The sequence below is a fragment of the Cupriavidus sp. 01L415 genome (assembly GCF_056400065.1).
The window spans coordinates 87,741-112,199 of sequence record NZ_JBFTSP010000012.1 but is presented as its reverse complement, the minus strand read 5'-3'; the positions used below and the strand labels follow the sequence as shown (position 1 = coordinate 112,199).

The window sequence follows — 24,459 nt, the reverse complement described above, 5'->3', positions numbered from 1 at the left end:
TTTCAGTGCATGACAAAGCCGCCGTTGACCGCCAGCGTCTGGCCGGTCACGAATCGGGAAAGGTCGGACAGCGCGAACAGCACGGCGCCGCAGACGTCGTCGGGGACTTGCTCGCGCGCGATGGCGCGCTGGTTGCGATACAGGTCGTGCCGGTGTTGCGGCACGTATTCAGTGGCTTCCACCAGCGTCAGGCCCGGCGCCACCGCATTGACCGTGACTTGCGCATCGCCAAGCTCGCGGGCCAGCGATCGTGTCATGCCGATGATGGCGCTCTTGCTGGCCACGTAGGCCAGCAGGTTCGGCGCGCCCCACAGCGGCGTGTCCGAGGCCAGGTTGATGACGGCGCCACGGCCGCTGGCGCGCAGGGCCGGCGTGCAGGCGGCGGTCATCAGCCAGGTGCCGCGCACGTTGACGTTCATCACGCGGTCCCACGTGGCGATGTCGAGCGCGGTGGCATCGCGGCCGCCGGAATCGGTCACGGCGCCGTTGTTGACCAGGCCGTCGAGACCACCGAGCGCTTCCACGGCCGCCGCGGCGCAAGCCTGGACGGAAGCCGGATCGATCAGGTCCAGTGTGAGCGGCACGGCCGTGAAACCACGAGCCTGCAATGCGGCGGCGGATTCGCGCACGCGGTCGTCGAGGATGTCGGCCATCGCCACGGCGCCGCCGGCTTCGGCAATCGCGGTGGCAAAGGCCAGGCCCAGTCCGCGCGCGGCGCCGGTCACCAGCACCTTGCGGCCGGCCAGCAGGTTGTTGGCGGGGACGTGATCAAGCATGGCTTGCCACTCCAGCCGGTTGCAGCATCGCCACCGGTTCGTCAGCCACTTCGGCGTCGGCGCGGCGCTTCAGCAGACGGCGCACACGCGTGATGCCGGCATCGTGCGCGTAGAGCATCTCGTGATCGCGCGCGTTCGGCGCCATCGATTCCAGCACCACGCGGTCTTGCTCCAGCACGTCCCAGTGCAGGCCTTCCAGGCGGTTGCGATAAAGGAAGCGCCACACGTCGCGCTCCCAGCCCTGGACGTGGCGGGTACGCCAGAAGAACACCAGGCAGTGCTCCTCATCGACTGGCGTGGCCATGCCGACGATGCCGAACGGACCGCCGGGGCCAACCTTGTCGCGATAGGGGATCGACAGGCGCAGCCACAGCGTGCCGGTTTCGCCGAATTCCACCCAGTCGAAATTCACGCCGCGCTGGCCGGTCTTTTCGAAGACCAGGCCGTGATCGGTTTCCACGACCTGCATCACGGCGGACTTTTCGCCGCTGGCCATCGAGTGCGACACCGCATGCAGGTAGGCGCCGTGCATCGGGTCCATGACGTTGTCGATCGCGTAGCGGTAGTTGCAGTCCCAGTGCGCCACGCACAGGAAGTGGCTGTGCTCGTCGGATGCCAGTTCTTCGGGCAGGCGCAGCGCGTCGGCTTCGGTCGGCGCACGGTCGCCGAACCACAGGAAGATGGCGCCGGCCTTTTCTTCCACCGGATAGCTGCGCACGCAGGTGCGCCCTTCCAGCGGGCAGTTATCGACGGCCGGCACGCTCTTGACCTGGCCGTCGCCGCCCACTTCCACGCCGTGATACCAGCAGGCGACGCGGTCGCCGAGGTTCCAGCCCATCGACAGACGGGCACCACGGTGCGGGCAGCGGTCTTCCAGCGCGTGCAGCGCGCCGGCGTTGTCACGCCACACCACGATGTTCTGGGAGAGGCGCGTGATGCCGATGGGCGCGTGGGTGACCTGCCACGAGGCGGCCACCGGGTACCAGTAGTTGCGCAGGCCGGTGTTCAGGCGCGCTTCGGCGCGTGCTTGCTTGTTCGATTCCATTTGCTTGTCTCGCTGCGGCTCTGGGATGCGGGCTCAGGCGCCCAGTCGATGGATTTCGGCGAGGAAGCGTTCCTCGGTCCAGCCCTGGCCGTCGGCGGCCAGGAAGCCAGCGTGGTTGAAGGCGCGGACGATGTCCTCGGGGGTCTTGGCGCCGCCTTCGAAGGCGGACTCCAACGCGTCGCCCAGGGCGTCCTCGTAAGCGGTGGGCGCGGCGGCGCGCGTTTGCCAGACGATGTTGACGACCTTGCCCGGCTGCTCGATCTGGCCCTTGCCCGCTACGTTGTTCGGCGCGGGGCGCTCCCACGGCACCAGGTTCGGGTTGTACGAGAGGCTTTCCATTGCGCTTTGCTCCATGGCTTTGCTTGTTGGGGACGGCTGGCTCAATCCGTTCGCGTTCACTGGTGGTGTTTTACCTGTGAAACATGAGTTTAAATATTGAACACAGGTACGACTATAGACAACGACGCTTCAAAAATTGACTGGGGTTAACCCGCCGTTCTGGCGAAGAATGGCCGCTTGTTCGGCCAGTGCCAGCGACGCGGCACCCGGCCGCAATAGGCCGGCGTGCCGAATGAGAAGAGAACTAGGCTTGCAGCGTCGCGCGGATTAGCCGGGCCACGGACTGCGCCTGCTCGATGTAGCAGGCATGCCCGGCATCGGGGATCAGGTGGAATGGCAGGCCGAAGCGCTCCGCCAGCGCGGCGGAGGCGGCGGGCGTGGTCACGACGTCCTGCGCGCCGCAGCCCACCTCGACCGGCCGTGCGGCGCTGGCGAGGTATTGCCCGATATCGTCGCCACAAAGCAGCGCCACGGCCTGGCGATAGCCATCGGGATTGAGGCGCTGCATATTCCAGCGCACCCACGCCTGGGCATCGGACGTGGCCGCGGCACTCAGCAGCCGCGTGGGACCGCGCTGGGCCAGGCCATCGACGCCGAGGGTTTCCAGTGTGTGCAGGCGCTGCCCGGCCACCTCGCGCGATTTCTCCTCCTTGCCCGGGGCGCCGTAGCCGAGCGCCGGGCTCAATAGCAGGAAGCGATCCGGCAGCGTCGCCGGCGCCGCTTGTGTCGCATAGGCGGCCGCCATCAGCGCACCCAGTGAATGGCCGACGATCAGGTCCGGCTTCACCTGCAGCGCGGCGAGCAACTGCCCGAGCCTCGCCGCGTAGTCGCGCGCGGTCGGCGCGGGCATCGGCAATGGCGTCGACTGCCCATAGCCGGGGGCGTCCCAGGCAATGACGCGCGCGTGTGCCGCCAGCAAGCTTGCGCAGGGCAGCCACGATGCCGCGCCGGAACTGATGCCATGAAGTAGGACGATGACCGGCCCCCGGGTCCCGCCAACGCGGCAGGTCAGAAGGGCGCCGTCATGGCCGACCATCACAGCGCGTTCGGCGAAATGGCTGTCGAGGGCGGCCAGCAGGTCTGCTCCTGGCGCAAGTGCTCGATGGGGCGCGTTATGTTCCATATATGAAACCTATGTTTGCAAATAAAACCCTTCGACTATAGGCCGTGATGAATCCGCTGTGGGATCAGGGTAAACATGGACGACGAATGCGCCGGATCGCAGCGCCGCGCCGGGCGGATTCGACGCCCCATCACGAGGCACAACCCAGGCGCAACCGGCCCGCACCCCGAAAGCCGCGTCGCGCATCGCCCTCACGACAATCACCGCTTGCCGCCGCCACACGCCGTGCGCCGACCCGGTGCGCGCCGCTCCGCTTTCTTGTGCAGCCATTCCCCTCTCGCGAGTGGCACCCATGCCGCACCGCGTCGTCGTGGCAAGACCTCACTAGGGATCACCCTTATCTACGCCGCCCGATCTCGTGACTATATTTCGCTGAACGTTTCTTATGTAGTTCATTGTTTTACTAATGAAACACAACGTCGGCAGCCCCCCATACCGCGGCCGGCAGCGGAAACGCGAAAAGAGCCCACGAAAAAACGAGAGAAGGAAACGGTAGATGAACATCGGAAAGTATGCGGCTGGCCTGCTGGCCGCCGCGCCCCTGCTGGCCTCAGCCCAGTCGTCCGTCACCCTGTATGGCGTGGTGGATACGGGTGTGGAATATGTGAGCAACGTTGGCGCGGGCGGACATGGCGTCGTCCGCATGAACACCCTGACCGGCACCGTGCCTTCGCGTTGGGGCCTGCGTGGCACCGAGGACCTCGGCGGCGGGCTCAAGAGCATCTTCGTGCTGGAGTCGGGCTTTGCGCCGGATTCCGGCACCCCCAACCAGGGCGGTCGCCTGTTCGGCCGCCAGGCGCTGGTCGGCTTGTCCAACCAGTGGGGGCAGATCTCCTTCGGTCGCCAGTACACCATGCTGTTCTGGGCCACGCTCGATCCGGACATCCTGGGCCCGAACGCCTTCGGCTCGGGATCGCTGGACAGCTACCTGCCCAACACGCGCGCCGACAATTCCATCGCCTACAAGGGCACGTTCGGCGGCCTGACGCTGGGCGCCACGTACAGCTTCGGCCGGGACAACGCCAACGGCGGCCCGAGCCCCTCGGGCACCAACTGCGGCGGCGAGAATCCCGCCGACAAAAGCCAGTGCCGCGAATGGTCGGCCATGATCGGCTGGGACCAGAAATGGTGGGGCGTCACGGCGGCGTATGACTCGCAGCGCGGCGGCCCGGGCGCGTTCGGCGGCTTGACCAGCAGCAGCCTGCGCGATGACCGCGCGTCGCTTTCCGGCTACGTCCTGCTGAACAAGACCAAGCTCGGCGCCGGCGTGATCCGTCGCGAGAACCAGGGCAGCGTGACGCCCTTGTCCGAGCTGTACTACATCGGCGCCGCGTACGACATCACGCCCGCCTTCACGCTGGCCGGGCAGGTCTACTACCTGAACTACCAGAACAGCGACAACAAGGCGATGCTCTACGCCGTGCGCGGCATGTACAACTTCAGCAAGCGCACGGCCGTCTATGCCACGGCCGGCTACATCAACAACGACGGAACGCTGGCGATGTCGGTCAGCGGCGCGCAGGCCGGTGCCAACCCGAAACCGGGTGGCCAGCAGTTTGGCGCCATGATGGGCATCAAGCACATCTTCTAAGCCCGGCGGATGCGCGCGGCGCCGGGTAGCTTTCCGCTGCCCGGCGACCGTGCACCGAATCCCCCCACGGGAACGCCGGCACAGCACCGCTTCCCCATACCGCTTCCCCGTACCCTTCTTGCGCGGCGGACGACCTGTCCCCTGACTGGCGCGAGACCTGACCAGAGGTGTTTCGATCATGATGACTGTCCGCCGCAACCGACCCGGCTGCAACCTGCTCGCCGCCATCGGCGCGACCCTCGGCGCCACCGCGCTGTTTGCCGCCCTGCCGGGGATGGCCCAAGGTAGCTACCCCAACAAGCCGATCACCATCGTCGTGGCCTACCCGGCCGGCGGCGACACCGACGTGCTGGCCCGCCTGATGGCCGAGAAGCTCAGCGCGCGGCTCAAGCAATCCGTCGTCGTGGAAAACCGTACGGGCGCCGCCGGCACCATCGGCAGCGCCTACGTGGCCCGCGCCGCGGCCGACGGCTACACGCTGCTGGTGGCGCCCAACACCGTGTCCATCGCGCCGCTGGTGCTGAAGGCCGGCACCGGCGCCAACTACGACGTGCAGAACGATTTCACGCCGATCGCGCAGCTCGGCACGCAATCGCTGTTCGTGGTGGTGAACAAGAACAGCGGCATCGCGAAGATGAGCGACCTGGTGGCGCGCGCCAAGGCTGGCAAGCTGGAGACGTATGCCACGCCGGGCAATGGATCGCCGATGCACATCATGGGCGAGATGTTCAACAAGTCCGCCAGCGTGAAGCTCTCGCAGGTGCCGTACCGCGGCACGGCGCCGGCCATCGTCGACGTGCTGGGCGGCCAGGTCCCGATGACCTACGTGACCTATGGCGCCGTGGCGCAATACGTCGGCAATGGCAGCCTGGTACCGCTGGCCGTGGCGGACCAGAAGCGCTCTCCATTCGCACCGAACGTGCCGACGCTGGGCGAGCTGGGCTACAAGGATGTGGAGATCGGCGCGTGGCAGGCGCTGATGGGCCCGAAGAACCTGCCGGCCGACATCGTCCGCACGCTCAACGGCCATATCAACGACATCCTGAAGCAGCCCGACGTCGTCGCGAAGATGGCCACCATCGCGGTGACCCCGGTCGGCGGCGAACCCGCGGTGCTCCAGAAGCTGATTGCCGCGGACACCGCGCGCTATACGAAGCTTGTGAAAGAGTTCGGCATCCAGGCGGACTGAGCGCTTGTTTCATCTTCCGGCGCCGACAACAACGGTAGTCCTGGCAGCCCCGGCAACGTCGTCGCCGGGGCCTTTTTATGGCTGCGGCCTCATGACTCCCCGAATGCCGCGTCCACCATCGCGCCGGCCAGTCCGATCAGCAAGGCAACTGCCGAGGCGATAAAGCAGCGGACGGTCCTGCGGTATTCGCCCACTTCGTCATCCTCGATTCGCAGCGCCCGGAACAGGGCCACGATCTGCAGGACGACCGCGACCAGCAGCGAGACCGCGGCGAAGACAGCACGGACACCCCAGTGCCCCGGCGTCTCCAGCCCCCAGAAGCGCCAGAACGCCAGCGAGAACCCGAGCAGTACGGTGATGGCCGTGATGATGCCCTGCCGGTAGCCGGAGGGAACAAGCTGCGGCGCGGGCGGCTTTGCTGGCGTTGGAGGCGGCGGTGGCGTCGGTGGCGGGTCCTGCGGGACGGGCGGCGAGGTCATGGCAATGCCTTTCTGCTCGGGAGCGGCGAGTGGAGTATAGGTGCCGGGAAGAGTGAAGGGAGGTGGAGGGAGGCGACGGGAAGCAACGGGACACAACAACGCATGACGTGCGCGCGCAAAATGCGAATCGTCTTGTCGACGGGATACGGGTCACGGGCAACACTTGGCGCACTCGCCGGCGACCGGCGACGCCAACCCCGACCCGAAAGGAAGACCATGCCCGTATTGACCCAAACCCGCGACCCGGCCCATCCACACCATGACACGTGCTTGGTCACCGCCGAGGACGCCCATACCGTGCTCGCCGGCATCGACGGTGTGCTGGAGTTACTGGAGCGACAAAGCGAGACGTCCGAAACCTCGTTCAACGCGTTCTGCCTGCTGTGCCTTGTCAGGGGCCAGATCGAGGACATCCTCAGCGACACGTCCGCGCATCGCTAGAGCGCGCCTGCGCGTGGGTGAGTGGGTGGGCGCGGGTGATGGCGCCCTGCAGTGCCTCGCCATGCCCCGCCGTATCCCGATGGTCGCGGGCACCGGGGCAGGCTGACGACTACATCAATGACGTTGATGTCAGTGGCGAAGGCGGTTGGCGAAAACAGCTGACGACGGTATCAGAACCTGATGCACGCAAAGCTCTTCTGCTTGGGCCGCGTACGCTCGACTTCGACGGGCGCGCCGCTGTCGGTTTCGTCCTGGACGGCGATGCCGCAGGTCGGTCGGCCGACCAGGCTCCTCAGCTGACCCATTATCGAGCGCTCCGCATCGTCGTCGTCGCCGGTGCCCACCAGTCCGTGCGCCACATATTTGTGACCATCCTTGGGCGTGAACTTGACCATCGACCGGCAAGCGTACGGCCCGATGCTGCCGTCGATCGCCACGACCAGCGGGCGGCCCGCGCGGACCTTGAGGCTTTGCGCGGCGCCCTGGGTCTCGATGCGAAGATTCCCCTGGTAGCAGCCCTTCTCGTTGACGATCGGGGTGGTCATGGAGAAATTCCCCGTGCCGTGGATTTCCGCGGCCGGCTCGTCCGGCTGGATGGGAGGCATCACGTAGGTGGAGCAGGCAGTCAGCGCGACCGCGCATGCCAGGACGGAAATGCGAAGCGGATTCATCGGCACGACATTTTCTTGCTGGGATGTCAGGTAAACGGCACTTCAGCACGTTTCCTGATGGCCACCCGACGCCGTCCGCCGATCTGCGTCGGCCGATTCGCCCGCCAAACTAATCAAACTAATTACAAGCACCGGTAAGTTGCGGGCGCGTTTCTATCATGGAGGACGCGCATGCCCGCCCCCATCGCCGCGACAAATATGGCAACCCGTCGGCGGCGGCACGCTGGTACGGAAGATGCGCAGGGGTGAGACGCCTTGCCCTTGATGACTTCACGCCACCCTCACCGGAGACGCCATGGACCCGAACGACCCCAACCCGGAAGACAAGGATGCCGCCGCCGCGGCAGCCAGGTCGAACCTGCGTGCCGACGCCGATCAGTTGGCGAAGGATCTCGACGATCTGCTCGCCCAACTGCCCAGCCTGACCGGGGAGGCCGTTAGCACGGCCAAGAAGACCTTCCTCGCCAAGGCCGAACGCGGCGCCGACACGCTGGCGTCGATCAAGTCGTCGGTGTGTCACAGCATGGAGCAGTGCCAGGAGTGCGTGACCGAGTACGTGCACAAGGAGCCCATGCGCGCGCTCGGCATGGCATTGGGCCTGGGCGTGCTGCTTGGCGCGCTGCTGTGCCGTCCGGGGCGACGGAGCTACAACGGCGATTAGCGGTTGCTTCAGAATGAAGCACACCTCTCAGGCCGCTAGCGCCGCGTCCTGCCTGGCATCGCGGATTGCCGACAGCAGGATCGCCGCCAGACGCTCGACTTCCGGCGGCATCTTGGCCGCGGCGCGCACCATCACCAACGAGAGCGACGGCAACGTCGGCAAGCCAGTCTCGGCGGTCGGCAGCTCGCGCACATTCGCCGGCAGCCCGTAGCGCGAACGCACCGTGAGCCCCAGCCCGGCTGCGGCAGCGGCCCACAGGCCGCCCAGATTCGGGCTGGAAAACGTGACACGCCACGGAATACCGGCGCGGTCGAGCGCGGCGGTGGCAGCGGCGTGGAACTGGCACGGACGGTCGAAGGCGACCAGCGGCAACGGCTCGCCAGGCGTGTACTGCCACGGCACGCTTGCGGAACCCACCCAGCACATCGGCGGCTCGTCGATGGGCTCGGCCATGCGGTGGCCCATCGCGTAGCCAGCCTCGGCGGTGTGGCCAGGTTCCGCCCGGTGATCCGCCCGATAGTCCGACTCATCATCAGCCCCATCGTCCGCCCCGTAGCGTGCTTCCGCCCTGCCCCCTCGCCCCGTCTCCCGCAAGTCTGGCGGCTGGTGGACGTTGGCCCAGACCAGCGCGAGGTCGCAGTGGCCGGCGTCGATACGCGCCAACAGGTCGGCATTGCGCGACACCACCGCTTCGATGCGGATTTTCGGATGCGCGCGCGCAAAGCGGCCCAGCACCTCAGGTAGCAGCCCCTCGCCGAACTCCTCCTGCAAACCCAGCCGGATGCCGCCGGCCAGATCCACACCGCGTATCGCCACGGCGGCCTCGTCGTTCAGGTCCACCAGACGGCGCGCGTAGCCAAGCATCGCCTCGCCCGCTGCCGTCAGCGCCAGGCCTCGCCCCGACTTGCGGAACAGCGGGGTGCCGGCCTGCTCTTCCAGCTTGCGGATCTGGGCGCTGATGGCCGATGTGGATCGGCCGACGCGATCGGCAGCGCGGGCAAAGCTGCCCAGTTCCATGCCGGCCAGCAGGCTGCGCAGCGCCGCCATGTCGAAATTGGTCCGCGACATCGCATCATCCTGTTTTATCGAACGGTTAGCGAAATATTTTCTGATATTCAGGACGAATTCTCGGTGACAGACTGGGTCCGGTCAATCGGCTTTCCGGAGCACCTGTCAATCATGGCCTCGCAAATCCTTGTTTCCTCCCCCGCGTCGATCACACGGCACTTCGGCCCCACGCATCGCTGGAAAGTGCTGGGGGTCGGCGTGGCCGCCAACGCCAGCGTCATGGCGGCGGCCAGCGGCATTCCCACCACGGCGGTCTGGCTGCGTGGCGACTACCAGCTCGACAACGCCGGCTTGGGGCTGGCGCTTGGCGCGCTCGGCTTTGGTATCGCGCTGTCCGAGTTGCCCTGGGGCGTGGCGGCTGACCGCTGGGGTGACCGCCCTGTCCTGTTGGGCGGACTGACGGCGACCGGTGCCGCGCTGCTGGCGATGGCGCTATGGCTGGCGCCGGAGGCTGGCCATCTTCCGCTGCTGGCATGGCTGATGGTGGCGATGGCTGCCGTCGGCCTGTTCGGCGGCAGCGTCAACGGGGCCAGCGGCCGGGCGGTGATGCGCTGGTTTCACGAAGGTGAGCGCGGCCTGGCGATGAGCATCCGGCAAACCGCCGTGCCGCTGGGCGGCGGCATCGGCGCGCTCACGCTGCCGTGGCTCGCATCGACGGTCGGCTTTGCGTGGGTCTATGGCTGGGTGGCGTTGCTGTGCGGCGCGTCGGCGCTGCTGACATGGCGATGGCTGCACGAGCCGCCGCCAGAGGGGGCGACTCATGATGCGAATCTCGGTGCGAACGTCGGCAACAGTGCTGGGTCGGGTGCTACCGTTCACGCCACCCCGACCGCAGCCACCCCCAATCCGCTGCGGCGCCTGCGGATCTGGCGCATCGTGGCGGCCATCGGCATCCTCTGCGTGCCGCAGTTCGCGGTGCTGACATTTGCGTCGGTGTTCCTGCACGACTTTGCCCACGCCGGACTTGGCGCTATCACGGCGACGATGGCCACCGTACAGGGCGGCGCGATGGCGATGCGGGTCTGGAGCGGACGCTGGACCGACCGTCACGGCAATCGCCGGCAATACCTGCGCGCCTGCACGGTCGTGACGGTCGCCGCTTTCCTGGTGCTGGCCGCTTGCGTGCACGGCAGCGGCGCGATTGCCGGCGGCAGTGCGTGGAGTCTGGCCCTGCCCGTCATCCTTGCCGTGGCCGGCGTCTGTGTCTCCGCGTGGCACGGCGTGGCGTACGCCGAGTTGGCCGCGATGGCGGGCGCCGACCGCGCCGGCACCGCGCTGGGCATGGCCAACACGGCGGTCTTCTTCGGCTACTTCCTCACGCCGCTGTGCCTGCCGCACTGGCTGGCGCTGACGTCGTGGCCGGTGGTGTGGGCGACGACGGCTGTGGTGGCGATGCTGGCGTGGCCGCTGTTTCCGTCACCACGGCGCGCCGTGGCTTGATAGCCCCCTCCGAAGTGGGCTCAAATGTGTCGACTTCCCGACGTTATACGTCCCGAGATTATTCAACCCCAACTCAGAAAAGGGAGAAGTCATGGGTCGTATCCGTCTGGCCGGCTTGTTGCTGGCATTGAGCACGCTCGCGGGCTGCGCGGTGGTACAGAAGCCGATTCCGGCTTCCAGCGCGCTGTTCGAAAACAAGACCACCACTATTGCCGTCGCCGTGGAAAAGCTGCCTGAACCGACGCAGATCATGCTTGGTCAGCAGGGACTGCTGGACATCGTGATCAACAAGGCCAACGCGGCGGCCATCGTGGAGCGCCTGCAAAAGCAGGATTTCTCGATGATCAGCGACCTCGGCAAGGCATTCGGCACAGGCCTCGAATCGCGCCAGATCAAGGTGGTGATGATCGACAAGCCGCTGGATACGGAATCGCTGCCCAAGTTCACCGAGGGCTCCGGCCAGGGCGTTGCGCTGCGCGACTATCGTGCGCTGGCCAAGCAATACAATGCCGACCGCCTGCTGCTGCTCACGCCGCGCGAGCTGGGAACCGTGCGCTACTACTACGGCTTCCTGCCCCAGGGCGCGCCGGTCGGCCACGTGGCGCTGACGGGTCAGCTGGTCAACTTGTCCAGCAACCGACTCGAATGGTACGAGCGCGTGGAAATCAACACGGCGGCCCTGGGCGAGTGGGACCAGGCACCGGAGTACGAGAACCTGATGCGCGCCGTCACGGAAAGCACGCGTAGCGCCACTTCCCGGCTGCGAGGCGCGTTTTTCATGGAAAACCTGAAGGCCCCGGTGCAACCGGTGGCTGGTACGCCGGTTTCGGCCGCACAGTAAGCGGCGGTTGGCGTCGGTTAGCGCCGACCACGTTGGAAGCGATGCGTCGAGCCGCTATTTGGTGAGGCAAAAAAGAGAGGGCCGAGTCCTGCATTACTGCAGGACTCGGCCCCTTGTGCTTGCGCTTGCCATCGTCGTGAGGTGCCGTGGGGCGGCAGTATTTCTGTGCCTTGGCAGCCCGCCTCCCTTGTTATGCAGGCCAACCGGAATCACGGATACGCTACTGCCGGGCGAGGGGGACTTGATCCGCATGTGACGCCTTCGAACAGTTCACATGCAGCGGCGCCCGCCATGACGGATCGCCTGGCGAGCCGCCCGGTTACCCCTTTGCCACCCAGGGGCCACACACGCCGATTGCCGGCACCAAACAAAAACCCGCCAGATTGGCGGGTTTTTTTGCTGAAGCAGAGGCCTACAGGTTCAGGACGGTAGCGATTCCGACAACCTGTTGTTGGCTTCATCGCCTTCCTCATCCGGCCACGTGCGGCCGACCATCCACTCATACAGTGTGGGCAGCACGATCAGCGTCAGCAGCGTGGCGGTGATCAGGCCGCCGATGATGACGATGGCCAGCGGACGCTGCGTCTCGGAGCCGATGGCGCGCGAAATTGCCATCGGGAACAGGCCCAGCATGGCCAGCAGTGCCGTCATCAACACCGTGCGCAGCCGGTCCATCGATCCCGTCAGCACAGCCTGGCGCACCGGCATGCCTTCGTCGCGCAACTGGTTGAAGTACGTCACCATCACCACGCCGTTCAGCACCGCCTGCCCGAACAGCGCGATGAAGCCAATGGCCGCCGACACCGACAACGGAATGCCGGTGAGGAACAGCGCGAACACGCCGCCGATCAGCGCGAACGGGATGTTCGAGATGATCAGCGTGGCGCTCTTGAACGACTTGAACGCGTTGAACAGCAGCAGGAAGATCACCAGCACCGACAGCGGCACCACGATCGACAACCGCGCCATCGCACGTTCCTGGTTCTCGAATTCGCCGGACCAGCTGATCTTGACGTCTTCGGCGTTCACGTTCTTCTTGACCAGCGCCTGCATGTCCTTCACCACGCTACCCATGTCGCGGTCGTGGATGAAGATGCCGATCGACGTGGTGCGCTGGCCATTCTCGCGGCTGATGTTCATCGCGCCCGATGCGGCACGGAACGTCACCAGCTGCGACAACGGCACCTGCGCGCCATCCGGGGTCTGCATGAAGATGTTCGGCAGGTTCGGCAACTCGCGCTCGCCCGGCCGCAGGCGCACGGCCACGCTGAAGTGCTTCTCGCCTTCCCACAGCTCCGTGGCGGCCTTGCCGGCCAGCGCGGTTTCCATCAGGTCCTGCACGTCGGCCACGTTGATGCCGTAGCGCGCCGCCTGGGCCCGGTCGAATTCCAGCACGTACTGCGGCAGTTCGCCGTCGCGGTCGATGAACGCGCGCATCACGCCCTTGACCGACTGCACGTTGGCCAGGATCTGGTCGGCCACCTGCTTGTTGTGCTCCAGGCTGTCGCTCTGGACCTTGATGACGATCTGGCCCTTGATCTGCGAAATGCTCTCGAGGATGTTGTCCCGCACCGGCTGCGAGAAGTTGGGCTCGATGCCCGGCAGCTGGCGCAGGTTGCGGTTGATTTCCTCGATGATCTTGCGCTTGTCGTAGCCCGCGCGCCATTGCTTGTCGCCCTTCAGGTCGACCAGGATTTCCACGGTATTGATCAGCTTGGGATCGGTGCCGTCATCCGGGCGGCCCACCTTGGAGATCGTGGTATTGACCTCGGGCGTCTTGCGGATGACGCTGCGCAGCAGGCGCGCCTGGTCCCGTGCCTCGTCGATCGAGACCGACGCCGGCAGGTCGAAGCTGACCCACATCGATCCCTCGTCCAGTTCCGGCAGGAATTCGCTGCCGAGGAACTTGCCCACGCCCACCGTCGCCACCAGCAGGGCCAGCGCAATGCCGACCACCTTCTTCTTGTTGTCCAGCGCCCAGGCCAGCATCGGTTCGTAGATGCGCTTGCAGTGGCGCACCACGAAGTTGTCCTCGTGGGCAATGTTCTTGGTGAGCAGCAGATGGCACAGCAGCGGCACCACGGTCAGCGACATGATCAGCGAACCGATCAGCGCGCCGGTCACCGTATAGGCCATCGGTGCGAAGATCTTCCCTTCGTGCCGCTGCAGCGTGAAGATCGGAATGTGCGCCGCGATGATGATGACCATCGAGAACACGGTCGGGCGGCCCACTTCCGAGGTCGCCTGCAGGATCGCGTACAGCCGCGCCTTGCTGTCCTTGATCTGGTGCTCCTTCAGCTCGCCCAGCCGCTTGAAGATGTTCTCGACGACGATCACCGCGCCGTCCACGATAATCCCGAAGTCCATCGCGCCGAGCGACAGCAGGTTGGCCGGAATCCCCACCCACGTCAGGCCGATGAACGTCGACAGCAGCGCCAGCGGAATCACCAGCGCCACGATGGCGGCGGCGCGCACATTGGCCAGGAACAGGTACAGCACGGCCATCACCAGCAGCGCGCCCTCCACCAGGTTGCCGAACACCGTGTGCAGCGTCTTGTCGATCAGCGTGGAGCGGTCGTAGTACGGCACGATCTTCACGCCCTTGGGCAGGATCGTGGAGTCCAGCAGTTCGATCTTCTGCTTGAGTGCCTCCAGCACGATGGACGGATTCTCGCCCTTGCGCATCACCACGATGCCCGAGACGATGTCGTCCTCGTTATCCTGGCCCATCAGCCCCTGCGGCGGCGCGGCCCCCACCTTCACTTCGGCAATGTCCTTGACGAGGATCGGCGTGCCGTTGGTCTCCGTCACCACCACGTTGGCGATGTCGGCCGAGGTCCGGAAGCTGCCCAGCGACCGCAGCAGGAACTGCTGGCGGCCCTGCGCCACGGCACCGCCGCCGGCATTGGAGTTGCCACGTTGCAGCGCGGTGAACAGTTGCGACAGCGAGACCTTGGCGTCACGCATGCGCGCCAGGTTCGGGTTCACCTCGTACTGCTTGATGGTGCCGCCGATGGTCACCAGGTCCGCCACGCCAGGCACCTGGCGCAGGTTCTTTTCCACCACCCAGTCCTGCAGCGTGCGCAGTTCCTGCGCCGTGTAGCCCTTGCCGGTCAGGCGGAAACGGAAGATCTCGCCGATGGCGGTGGAAAGCGGCGCGAGGTCCGGATGGACCCCGTCAGGCAAGTCCACGCTGCGCAGGCGCTCGATGATCTGCTGGCGCGCCGTGACATCGGTGGCCTTGTCGTTGAAGGTCACCATCATGAACGACAGGCCGAACTGGGTGTGCGAGAACACGCGCACCGAATTGGGCGTGCCCGCCAGCGCGGTCTCGATCGGGATCGTGACCTGGCGCTCCACTTCTTCCGCGGCACGGCCCGGATAGAGCGTGATGATGTTGACCTGGATGTCGGAAACATCCGGGAAAGCCTCGATGGGCAGGTTCTTGAAGGCGGCCAGGCCGCCGGCGACGAAGATGATCAGGCCCAGCCAGACAAACAGCTTCTGGTGCAGCGCAAAACTGACGATACGGGAAATCATGGGGCCGTCGTCCTCATTGCTTGGACGACGCGCGCGCCGCGTTCACGGCCGTGGCATCGCGCAGGATGTCTTGCAGGTAGAGGTTGCCATCGGTGATCACCACATCGCCATCCTTCAGGCCTTCCACCACCTCGGCGGTGCCGGGCATCTGCACGCCCAGCTTCACCTGGCGACGCTCGAACGTGTTCTGCGCGGTGCGCACGAACACGTAGTTCTTGTTATCGGCCAGGAACACGGCCTTGGACGGCACCGAGATGCCCTGGAACGACGCTGCCTTGAGCCTCGCCGTGACGAACATTTCCGCCTTCAGGCGGCGGTCGGCATTGGGCACGACCAGCCGCACCTTGATGCTGCGGGAATTGGGATCGACGTAATCGGCGATCTTGACCACGGTGCCCTCGAAGGTCTCGCCCGGATAGGCGGTGCTGGTCAGCCGAACCGTCACGCCGGGCTTGAACAGCCCCATGTCCGCCTCGGCGGCGTCGACCTGCGCCCACAGCGTGGTCGGGTCGGTCACCAGGAACAGCGGCGCGGTGGGCGGCTGGTCGGGACGCAGCTCCATGCCCGAATTGATATTGCGCTCGACCACCAGCCCCTCGATCGGGCTGCGCAGCGCAAAGCGCTGGTTGACGGCATCGCCACCAGCGGCCGCGCCATACATGCGCAGCGCGGCCTGGGTGCGCTGCTGGTCGGCGGCGGCGCGGGCGCTGTCCGCCTGGGCCTGCTCCAGTTCCTTCTGCGCGATGATGCCGGCGCCGTACAGCTCACGCTGGCGGGCCAGTGACTTGGCGGCCAGGGCACTGTCCGCGGCGGCCTTGCGGGCATCGGCCTGCGCCACGCCGAAATCGGGCGAGGTCAGCATCGCCAGGGGCTGGCCGGCTTTCACGGTGGTCCCAGAGTGGGCCAGGACCTCCATGACACGACCGGCAAACGGCGTGGTCACGCGCACGGTCTTGTCTTCGTTCCAGACCAGCCGGCCCGGCAGGCTGAGCATGCGGTCGCCGCCGCTCTTGACCGGTTGGCCGACGATGCCCGGCAGGGTCTTGACGCTGGCCGGGAACTGGATCGTCTGCCCGCTGACCTTGGGCTCGTCGTCGGGTTCGGGGCCTTCCTTCTTGCCGCAGGCGGCGAGTGCGAGTGCGCACAGCGATAACGCGGCGACCAGCCGCACGGCGCCATTGCGGGGGAAGCTGCGAGACACGGGGGACAGGGACTTCAAATCAAGGACGCGGCGCATCGGTACGGACCTGGGGAAGCTTGTTGATATCGGAATTCGTGGTCTGGAGGGCGGTGAGGTAGGCCGACAGGGCCTTGGCATAGTTGCCCTGTGCCTCGACGGCATCCAGCCGGGTCTGGCGCAGCGCGCGGCGCGCGTCCAGCAAGTCCAGCACGCCGCTGGCACCCTTGGAATAGGCGAACTCGGCGCTGTTGGCAACGGACTCCGCGGCCGGCAGCACGGATTCCCGCATCTGCTGCAGCGATCCGCGTGCCGCATCCAGCTGGCTGCGCAGGCGCTCGATGTCGTTCTGGGCCGACAGCAGGATGCGATTGCGGTCATCCAGCGCCGCGTAGTAGTCCACCTCGGCGCGGCGCGCCTCGCCGCCATAGCTGTGGCGCACATACAGCGGGATCGACACGAACACGCCGTAGCTGTTGCCGCTGCCGGTGGTATTGGTTTCGGACACCGGGTAGTGCTCGGCCTGCGCCCCGACGGTCACATCCGGCACGCGGCCGGCACGGGCCAGGTCGCGCGCGGCGGAGGCGGCGGCCAGGCGCGCCTCGGCGGCCGTCACGTCCGGGCGGCGCTGCAGCACCTCGGGGTCAATCGGGGGCACCGGGGCGTCCACCGTCGGCCAGTCCGGCACCAGCCGGTTGTCCAGCAGCGTGCCGGGCACGCCGATCGCGGCGGCCAGTGCGGCCTTGTCGCTGACGTGGTCGGCCTGCGCGGCGCGCAGGTCGTTCTGCGCACGCAGCGTCTCCAGCTGGAGCTTGGTCACGTCGGCGCGGGATACATCCCCGGCTTTCAGGCGGGATTCGTTGGCTTGCTGCGTGCGGCCATACAGGCCGACGGTTTCCGTCAGCACTTCCACACGCGTCTGGCTGACCACGGCTTCATACCAGGCCTGGTCGACGGCGCCGATCTGCTGCGCCACCACGGCCTGTGTCTGCTCCCCGACGGCGGCGCTGGCCTTGCGGGCCGCATCCACGCGCAGATTGCCCTTGTTGGCGGTTTCGATGACCTGGTCGACCCGCAAGGTCGAATCCACGGTCTTGCTGCGCAGGTTGCCGGACCCGACGCCGAGATGCGGGTTGATATTGGCTACCCCCAGGCTCAGCACCGGGTTGGGTCGTTGGGAAGCAATCTCGATATCGGCCTGGCTGGCTTCCTCGCCACGGCGGGCGGAAATGATGTCGCGGTTGCAACGCAGCGCGTCAAGGCGCGCCTGGGCCAGCGTCAGGGTTGCCTTGGCAGGCGGGGGAATGCAGGGGCCGTCCGGCGGCATGGGCGCGCTGGCGGCATGGCCTGCGCTGGCCACCAGGGCAAGCAGCGTTGCCGCGGCGGCTCGGGAAACAGGAAAATGCACGATCAGTCTGGCTCGATTCGACAACGATCAGAGGTAAACGACCGTGCCAGTCTAACGGTGCACCGGGATGGCAACTTTTCTCGATATTGATCCCGGAAGCCGTCAAATTTATGTTCGCCTGATGACTGCGCACGATCTCCCGAGCGCATTCAAACCCAATCTCATTACAAACGCCTTTCATCCTGTCGATAAATCTCGGGAATAGCAGGGAAAAGCAGCGTTCAGGGAAAACACCGATTGGCTGGGCATATTTACACCCGGATTACCCGGCGCGGCCTAAAGGCGCTATCAAAATGCGGCCCCGAACGGGGCGTGGCGAGGGTTGCGGTTCGTCTCTCATGGCTGCCGGGCGGCGACGATCCGCTGGGCACGCTCCAGCACCGGTCGATCGACCATCTTTCCATCCACGGCGATGGCCGCCCCCTGCGCGGCGGCGGCTTGCTCGACCACGCGCGTGGCCCATGCCAGCTCCTCCGGGGCGGGCGCCAGGCCAGCGTGTACGCCCGCCACCTGATTTGGATGGATCAGCAGCTTGGCGCCAAACCCGAAGCGCCGGGCGCGGGAGGTATCCGCCGCCAGCGCTTGCGCATCGCCGATCGCCGTGCACACCCCGTCGACCGGCGCGGGCAGCCCGGCCGCCCGGGAGTGCGCCACCAGCTGGCTGCGGAAGTAATGCAAGGGCTCGCCATCGTCGGCCACATCGAGGTCGAACATCAGGTCGATGCTGCCAAACAGCAATCGCGCGATACCGCGCGTGCGCGCCAGATCCGGCAGGTCGGCAAAGCCGGCAGCGGTCTCGAGCAGCGCATGGCAACGCACATCGGGCAGCGTGGCCTGCAGCGCGGCGACCGATCCGGCGTCCGCCTTGGGCAACACCAGCGCGGCGACGGCCTGGTCGCGACACCACGCGAGGTCGTCCGCGAAGTACGCCGTATCGGCGCCGTTGATGCGCACCAGCAATGCCACGCCCACGGCGTCGGCCTCCGCGAGCAAGCCGCGCCACGGTGCGGCGAGTCCCGCACGTGCTTCGGACTTGGCATCCGGCGCCACGGCGTCCTCGAAGTCGACAATCACGGCATCGGCGCCGGCGGCAATCGCCTTGCCGATCCGGTCGGGCCGGGTGGCCGGCACAAACAGGTAGCTGCGCGGCGGGCGGGCGGTGGTGGCAGTGGCGGTGGCAGTCATGGCGATCGTGGTGGTCGTGGTGGTGGTGGTCATCGGCGGCGCCTCCCCTCAGACCACGCCATCGGCGTGCAGCCGGGCCACCTGCTCGGCGGCGCAGCCCAGCTCGGCCAGGATCGCATCGGTATGCTGGCCCACGGCGGGGACCGGGTCCATGCGTGCATCGGTCACGCCCGGCGGCAGCAGCGCCGGAATGTCGCCCGCCGGCGATGCCACGGAGCGCCAGCGCGCCCGCGCGGCCAGTTGAGGATGCTGCCAGACGTCGGCCATGGTGTTGACCCGCGCATTGGCGATCCGGGCATCCTCCAGCCGCTGCACCACCTGCTCCGCCGTCATGCGCGAGAACGCCTCCACAATCCGCTCGCGCAGCTGCGCCCGGTTGGCGCTGCGCAGGCTGTTGGTGGCAAACGCCGCATGGCTGGCCAGATCGGGTTCCTCCAGCACCACCTTGCAGAAGATGGCCCACTCGCGCTCGTTCTGCAGGCCCAGCATCACCGTCTTGCCGTCGCCAGTCGGGAACGGTCCGTAGGGATAGATCGTGGCGTGCGCGGCACCGGCGCGCGGCGGCGGCTCCGCGCCGTCGAACGCGTAATACATCGGGAATCCCATCCACTCGACCATCGACTCCAGCATCGATACGTCGATGCGCTTGCCGCGCCCGGTCTGGCCGCGTTCGATCAGCGCGGCCAGCACGTTGGAATACGCGTACATGCCGGCGGCGATATCGGCCACGGAAGCGCCCGCCTTGACGCCCTCGTCGGACGTGCCGGTCACCGACACGAAGCCCGATTCGCTCTGCACCAGCAGGTCGTAGGCCTTCTTGTCGCGATAAGGGCCATCGCCGCCGTAGCCCGAGATATCACAAACGATCAGGCGCGGATAACGTGCGGAAAGCGTCTCGTAGTCCAGCCCCAGCCTGGCCGCCGCACCCGGCGCCAGGTTCTGCACCAGCACATCGGCGCGGGCCAGCAGCCCTTCCATCACCGGCCCGGCGGCGGGCGCCTTGACGTCCAGCGTCAGGCTTTCCTTGGAGCGGTTGGTCCAGACGAAGTGCGAGGACAGCCCGCGCACGCGGGAATCGTAGGCCCGCGCAAAGTCGCCGGGGCCGGGACGTTCGATCTTGATGACGCGGGCACCCAGGTCGGCCAGCTGGCGCGTGCAGAACGGCGCGGCAATGGCCTGTTCGAGGGAGACGACGGTAATGCCTTCGAGGGGACGGGACATGGCGGGGCGGGGTCGGTTGCGCAATGCCGCCAATCTACCTGCCAGCCCGGACCCTGTGAAATAGGGATTGCGGAAGGCTCCATAAGTAGAATCAATACCCTTGGCCCAGGGAGACCCGATGGACATCCGAGCAATGCGATATTTCGTGGCGATCGTCGACCACGGCAGCCTGACCCGTGCCGCCGAGGTCGTCTGCGTGGCCCAGCCCGCGCTGAGCCAGCAACTGGCCGCCCTGGAGGAGGAATTCGGCTTGCCACTGGTGCACCGGGGCGCCAAGGGCGTGCGGCCCACGGAGGCCGGCAAGACGCTTTACCGTCACGTGCGCAACATCCTGCGGCAGGTGGAGATTGCCGGCGCCGATGTGCGCGTAGCCGGCGCGGAGGTGTCCGGCACGGTGGCCATCGGCCTGCCGACCACGGCGGCGGCGGCCTTTGGCATGGCGCTGGTGCGCAGCGTGCGGCAGCGCTACCCGCAGGTGCGGCTGCAGTTGTTCGAGAGCATGAGCGGCTATATCTCCGAGCTGCTGAACCAGAACCGGCTCGACTTCGCCATCCTGTTCCGCGATACGCCGTCACGCGCCGTGGAGCCCGAACCGCTAGCCAGCGAGCCGCTGTACCTGATTGGCACGCCACCCGGGCCGGCACCGAAGCCGGGCAGGCGCGCGGCCGGTGGTGACCTGGCTTCGGCGGCTTCAGCGGCGCTGGCCACCATCGCACTCAAGGCGCTCGACGGCGTGCCACTGGTGCTGCCGAGCGGCTCGCAGGGCCTGCGCGAAGTCGTGGAGCGCAGCTTTGCCAAGGCCGGCATCGCGCTGAACGTGGTGGCGGACCTCGATTCGCTGCCATTCCTGCTGTCCGCCGCACGCGAAGGTCTGGCCTGCACGATCCTGCCGGAATCCTCGCTGGGCGAAGGCGATGCCGCGGTGGCGCGGCGGCGCATCCTGCCCGAGCTGCGGCGCACGCTGTCCCTGTGCTGGCCCCGCGCCCTGCCACGCTCCAACGCGGCCGAGGCGGTGGCCGAGATCCTGCGCGAGATCGTCGCGGATCGCATCGCTTTGGGCGGATCGCTGGCGCCCCCGGCAATAAGCAAGTGACCGCGGGCAAGTGACCGGCGACAGATGACCGCCGTGACAACGGTATGTCAGACGACCGCATGTCAGTACCCGGTATGTCAGGCCTCCATATGCCGGGTACGCCGCCCGGCGGCCCGCAGGGGGCTTCGCCTTGACATGGCGGCTTCGGCGCACGCATTATCGCCCTCAGCATCTGGCCGTACCACGTAGCTGTCAGTCAACGCTGTTTCCGCCCCCACCGGCGCCCGCCGCCAGCCTTCGTTGAATCCTCGCGCGCCATGGCGACTGCCCCGGCCAACTACGAGTTCAAGCCTCACGAACGGCCGATGCTGCCGGGGTCTCCGGCCACGCCCGAGCACCCGACGCCGCGGCGCATCGCGTACTTCTGCGTGGGCGTGCTGATTGGCCTGACCGGCGGTTTCGGCAACGCGCTGGTCGTGGCCAACCTCAACAACATCCAGGGTGTGTTCGGCCTGTACAGCGACGAGGCCGCGTGGTTGTCGACGGTGTACGTGATGACCAACGTATGCATGTCGATGTTGCTGATCAAGTTCCGGCAGCAGTACGGTCTGCAGCACTTCACCGGCCTCTTCCTGGTCGGCTACGCGGCGACCACCGCCGCCCACCTGTTCACCCATTCCTTCACCACCGCCTTGCTGGCCCGCGCCGCCAACGGCGTCGCCGCCAGCGGCCTGGCCACGCTGGCGCTGTACTACATCATCCAGGCGTTGCCGGCCAGGCACCGGATGCGCGCCGTCGTCATCGGCTTTGGCGTGCCGCAGCTGGCCACCCCGCTGGCGCGTACGTTTTCCACGACCATGCTGGAAGGCGGCAACTGGCAGACGATGTACCAGTTCGAACTCGGACTCGCGCTGCTTTCCATCGTGGCCGTGGCACTCCTGCGCCTGCCGCCGAACGAGCGCCTCAAGGCCTTCGAGCCTCTCGACTTCGTGACCTTCGCGCTGTTCGCGCCGGGCATGGCGCTGCTGTGCGCGGTGCTGGGCGAGGGCCGCATCCTCTGGTGGACGGAAGCGCCGTGGCTGGGCTATGCCTTGTGCGGCGCGGTGGTGCTGATCTCGGCCGCGCTGTGGATCGAGCACAACCGCGTGAATCCGCTGCTCAACACGCGCTGGCTGGGCAGCGCCGCCATGATCCGCTTTGCCGTGGTGGCCACCGCCGTGCGCATGCTGCTGTCCGAGCAGCCTTATGGCGCGGTGGGCCTGCTGACCTCGCTCGGCATGGGCAACGACCAGCTCATCTCGCTCTACATCGTCGTGTCGCTGGCCACCGTGGCCGGCATCGTCACCAGTGCGCTGACCGTGAACCCGAAGAACCTCGGACGGCCGATCCGCATTTCGCTGGTCCTGATCGCCATCGGCGCGTTCATCGATGCCGGCTCCACCAACCTCACGCGACCGTACAACATGTATTTCACGCAGTCGCTGATCGCGTTTGCCGCCGTCTTCTTCCTGGGGCCGTCGCTGCTGATCGGCATTTCCGTCGCCATCCAGCGCGGCATGAGCCACTACGTGAGCTTTTCGGCCCTGTTCAGCATCACGCAATCCCTGGGCGGGCTGGCGGGGTCGGCCTTGCTCGGCACCTTCCAGACCTATCGGGAGAAATTCCATTCGCACGCGCTGGTGCAGAGCATCGTCCTGTCCGATCCCGTGGATGCCGAGCGCCTCCGGCTGCTGGGCAACGTCTACGGCCGCTGGGTCGGCGATCCGACGCTGCGCCAGGCGGAAGCGCTGACAGCGCTGGCCCAGCAGGTGACGCGCGAAGCCAATGTGCTGGCCTTCAATGACGTGTTCCTGCTGATCGGCGTCCTGGCCACCGTCACCTTCGTCGTCCTGCTGGGGCTTTACCTGGCCAATGTCATACCGGGCCATGTGCCGGAGAAGTCCCCGCCTGCCGCACCAGACGAGAAGGAGAAGGCAAAGGAGAGCGCATCGTGACAGACCAGCAGGACCGCCCGTCGCCCGCTCCGGCCGCGTCAGAACGGATGAAGGACCCCGTGGAGGTCGCGGTCTCGCCCAAGGGCTGGGCGCCGCCGAAGGGGACGCTGCGGCTGACCATCCTGATCATCGTGCTGGCCGTGGTCAGCGTGCTCATTATCCTCTACGCCTGGGGCCTGCCGCCCTTCACGCCGGCCCTCCAGAGCACCGACAACGCCTACGTGCGCGGCCAGACCACGATCATCAGCCCGCAGGTCAGCGGCTACGTGACCGAGGTGCCCGTGCATGACTTCGAGGTAGCCAAGGCCGGTCAGGTGCTGCTGCGCATCGACGACCGCATCTATCGCCAGCGCGTGGAGCAGGCGCGCGCGTCGCTCAATACGCAGATCGCCAACCTGAACAACTCCGAGCAGACGCAGCGTGCGCGCGAGGCCACCGTGGTGTCCCAGCAGGCCAACATCGACAATGCCCGGGCACAGCTCTCGCGTGCGCAGGCCGACATGAAACGCGTGGATGAGCTGGTGGCCGATGGCTCGGTCTCGCTGCGCGAGCGCGACCAGACCCGCGCGGCGCTGCGTCAGGCGGAAGCCGCCGTCGAGCAGGCGCGCGCCGCCATCGAGATTGCCCGGCAGGACGTGCAGTCGGTGCTGGTGGGCCGCGCCGGGCTGAAGGCAGCGGTGGAACAGGCGCGCGCGGTGCTGGAACTGGCGGAAATCGATCTGTCGAATACGGTCGTGGTGGCCCCGCAGGCCGGACGGCTGAGCCAGATCGGCGCGCGGCTGGGGCAGTACGTCACCTCCGGCACGCAACTGATGTTCCTGGTGCCAGCCCAGTTGTGGGTCATCGCCAACTTCAAGGAAGCCCAGACGTCCCACATGGCGCCGGGGCAGCCGGCCCACTTCCGGGTGGATGGGCTGGACAACGCGCGACTGAGTGGCCACGTCGAACGCCTGGCACCGGCGGCAGGCTCCGAGTTCGCCGTGATCGTGGCGGACAACGCCACCGGAAACTTCGTCAAGGTCGCGCAGCGGATCTCGGTACGGATCTCCATTGACCCCGGGCAACCGCTGGCGGAACGGCTGCGGCCCGGCATGTCGGTGCAGGCGGAAGTCGATACCAGCGGCGGCAAGCCGCGTGCGCGATGACGCGAGGGAGCAGCCGCCCGTTCCCGCCGCCGGGCGAGATGCCGCGTGGATCGCGAACGCAGCCGGCAACCGCATTGGCAATCCCATCGGCG

At 66.9% G+C, this 24,459-nt stretch carries 21 protein-coding genes; 9 read left to right on the top strand and 12 right to left on the bottom strand.

Translation table 11 applies throughout. The features are described from left to right. Nucleotides 1–2: 2 nt before the first annotated feature. The 4 genes from AC1DOX_RS18420 to AC1DOX_RS18405 form a co-directional block, all read right to left on the bottom strand. The gene (locus tag AC1DOX_RS18420; RefSeq protein ID WP_441619375.1) at nucleotides 3–776 is read right to left on the bottom strand and encodes an SDR family oxidoreductase; all 774 of its coding nucleotides are present in this window, start codon (nucleotides 774–776) and stop codon (nucleotides 3–5) included. After that, nucleotides 769–1,821, bottom strand: a complete 1,053-nt coding sequence (locus AC1DOX_RS18415) for an aromatic ring-hydroxylating dioxygenase subunit alpha (protein WP_092142831.1) — start codon at nucleotides 1,819–1,821, stop codon at nucleotides 769–771. Before AC1DOX_RS18415 ends, AC1DOX_RS18420 begins: the two co-directional genes overlap by 8 nt. Nucleotides 1,822–1,854: 33 nt before the next feature. Further along, a complete protein-coding gene (locus tag AC1DOX_RS18410; protein WP_441619373.1) occupies nucleotides 1,855–2,160 on the bottom strand; it encodes a recombinase-like helix-turn-helix domain-containing protein in 306 nt (101 codons plus the stop codon). 244 nt (nucleotides 2,161–2,404) lie between these two features. Beyond that, nucleotides 2,405–3,283 carry an alpha/beta fold hydrolase gene (locus tag AC1DOX_RS18405; RefSeq protein WP_441619371.1) on the bottom strand — a complete coding sequence of 293 codons (879 nt, stop codon included), beginning with the start codon at nucleotides 3,281–3,283 and terminating at the stop codon, nucleotides 2,405–2,407. Nucleotides 3,284–3,779: 496 nt separating this feature from the next. On the opposite strand from AC1DOX_RS18405, the gene AC1DOX_RS18400 reads away from it, so the two are divergent. Both AC1DOX_RS18400 and AC1DOX_RS18395 read left to right on the top strand, forming a co-directional pair. After that, complete coding sequence (locus AC1DOX_RS18400) at nucleotides 3,780–4,874, top strand: porin (protein ID WP_092142822.1); 1,095 nt, start codon at nucleotides 3,780–3,782, stop codon at nucleotides 4,872–4,874. A 178-nt stretch (nucleotides 4,875–5,052) separates the two neighbouring features. Then, on the top strand, nucleotides 5,053–6,063 hold the full coding sequence (locus tag AC1DOX_RS18395) for a Bug family tripartite tricarboxylate transporter substrate binding protein (RefSeq protein WP_441619369.1): 1,011 nt from the start codon (nucleotides 5,053–5,055) through the stop codon (nucleotides 6,061–6,063). 89 nt (nucleotides 6,064–6,152) lie between these two features. Here AC1DOX_RS18395 and AC1DOX_RS18390 read toward each other — a convergent pair whose 3' ends face one another. Continuing rightward, a complete protein-coding gene (locus AC1DOX_RS18390; RefSeq protein WP_441619367.1) occupies nucleotides 6,153–6,542 on the bottom strand; it encodes a hypothetical protein in 390 nt (129 codons plus the stop codon). Nucleotides 6,543–6,758: 216 nt separating this feature from the next. Between AC1DOX_RS18390 and AC1DOX_RS18385 the strand changes: the two genes are divergently transcribed. Next, nucleotides 6,759–6,983, top strand: coding sequence for a hypothetical protein (locus tag AC1DOX_RS18385; protein ID WP_092142816.1), 225 nt, complete (start codon nucleotides 6,759–6,761; stop codon nucleotides 6,981–6,983). A 170-nt stretch (nucleotides 6,984–7,153) separates the two neighbouring features. Here AC1DOX_RS18385 and AC1DOX_RS18380 read toward each other — a convergent pair whose 3' ends face one another. Then, complete coding sequence (locus AC1DOX_RS18380) at nucleotides 7,154–7,654, bottom strand: hypothetical protein (RefSeq protein WP_441619365.1); 501 nt, start codon at nucleotides 7,652–7,654, stop codon at nucleotides 7,154–7,156. 295 nt (nucleotides 7,655–7,949) lie between these two features. Here AC1DOX_RS18380 and AC1DOX_RS18375 point away from each other — a divergent pair, with 295 nt between their 5' ends. Further along, complete coding sequence (locus AC1DOX_RS18375) at nucleotides 7,950–8,315, top strand: glycine zipper domain-containing protein (RefSeq protein WP_441619363.1); 366 nt, start codon at nucleotides 7,950–7,952, stop codon at nucleotides 8,313–8,315. A gap of 27 nt (nucleotides 8,316–8,342) precedes the next feature. On the opposite strand, the gene AC1DOX_RS18370 is transcribed toward AC1DOX_RS18375, so the two are convergent. Then, entirely contained in the window at nucleotides 8,343–9,383 is a 1,041-nt protein-coding gene (locus tag AC1DOX_RS18370) for a LysR substrate-binding domain-containing protein (RefSeq protein ID WP_441619361.1), read from the bottom strand. 111 nt (nucleotides 9,384–9,494) lie between these two features. Between AC1DOX_RS18370 and AC1DOX_RS18365 the strand changes: the two genes are divergently transcribed. Both AC1DOX_RS18365 and AC1DOX_RS18360 read left to right on the top strand, forming a co-directional pair. Continuing rightward, nucleotides 9,495–10,823, top strand: a complete 1,329-nt coding sequence (locus AC1DOX_RS18365; RefSeq protein ID WP_441619359.1) for an MFS transporter — start codon at nucleotides 9,495–9,497, stop codon at nucleotides 10,821–10,823. A 91-nt stretch (nucleotides 10,824–10,914) separates the two neighbouring features. Beyond that, entirely contained in the window at nucleotides 10,915–11,664 is a 750-nt protein-coding gene (locus AC1DOX_RS18360; protein WP_441619357.1) for a hypothetical protein, read from the top strand. A gap of 420 nt (nucleotides 11,665–12,084) precedes the next feature. Here AC1DOX_RS18360 and AC1DOX_RS18355 read toward each other — a convergent pair whose 3' ends face one another. The 5 genes from AC1DOX_RS18355 to AC1DOX_RS18335 form a co-directional block, all read right to left on the bottom strand. Then, entirely contained in the window at nucleotides 12,085–15,204 is a 3,120-nt protein-coding gene (locus tag AC1DOX_RS18355; protein WP_477101478.1) for an efflux RND transporter permease subunit, read from the bottom strand. Between the two features lie 13 nt (nucleotides 15,205–15,217). Beyond that, nucleotides 15,218–16,441 carry an efflux RND transporter periplasmic adaptor subunit gene (locus AC1DOX_RS18350; RefSeq protein WP_477114048.1) on the bottom strand — a complete coding sequence of 408 codons (1,224 nt, stop codon included), beginning with the start codon at nucleotides 16,439–16,441 and terminating at the stop codon, nucleotides 15,218–15,220. Then, nucleotides 16,425–17,708, bottom strand: coding sequence for a TolC family protein (locus AC1DOX_RS18345; protein ID WP_441619438.1), 1,284 nt, complete (start codon nucleotides 17,706–17,708; stop codon nucleotides 16,425–16,427). The genes AC1DOX_RS18350 and AC1DOX_RS18345 overlap by 17 nt, the downstream gene beginning before the upstream one ends. 417 nt (nucleotides 17,709–18,125) lie before the next feature. Beyond that, nucleotides 18,126–18,974, bottom strand: coding sequence for an HpcH/HpaI aldolase/citrate lyase family protein (locus AC1DOX_RS18340; RefSeq protein WP_441619436.1), 849 nt, complete (start codon nucleotides 18,972–18,974; stop codon nucleotides 18,126–18,128). Nucleotides 18,975–19,022: 48 nt separating this feature from the next. Then, nucleotides 19,023–20,195 carry a CaiB/BaiF CoA transferase family protein gene (locus AC1DOX_RS18335; protein ID WP_441619351.1) on the bottom strand — a complete coding sequence of 391 codons (1,173 nt, stop codon included), beginning with the start codon at nucleotides 20,193–20,195 and terminating at the stop codon, nucleotides 19,023–19,025. A gap of 118 nt (nucleotides 20,196–20,313) precedes the next feature. On the opposite strand from AC1DOX_RS18335, the gene AC1DOX_RS18330 reads away from it, so the two are divergent. From AC1DOX_RS18330 to AC1DOX_RS18320, 3 genes are all read left to right on the top strand, one after another. Further along, the gene (locus AC1DOX_RS18330; RefSeq protein WP_441619349.1) at nucleotides 20,314–21,288 is read left to right on the top strand and encodes a LysR substrate-binding domain-containing protein; all 975 of its coding nucleotides are present in this window, start codon (nucleotides 20,314–20,316) and stop codon (nucleotides 21,286–21,288) included. Between the two features lie 257 nt (nucleotides 21,289–21,545). Next, nucleotides 21,546–23,222, top strand: a complete 1,677-nt coding sequence (locus tag AC1DOX_RS18325) for an MFS transporter (RefSeq protein WP_441619347.1) — start codon at nucleotides 21,546–21,548, stop codon at nucleotides 23,220–23,222. Then, nucleotides 23,219–24,367, top strand: coding sequence for an HlyD family secretion protein (locus tag AC1DOX_RS18320; protein ID WP_441619346.1), 1,149 nt, complete (start codon nucleotides 23,219–23,221; stop codon nucleotides 24,365–24,367). The genes AC1DOX_RS18325 and AC1DOX_RS18320 overlap by 4 nt, the downstream gene beginning before the upstream one ends. Nucleotides 24,368–24,459: the final 92 nt, after the last annotated feature.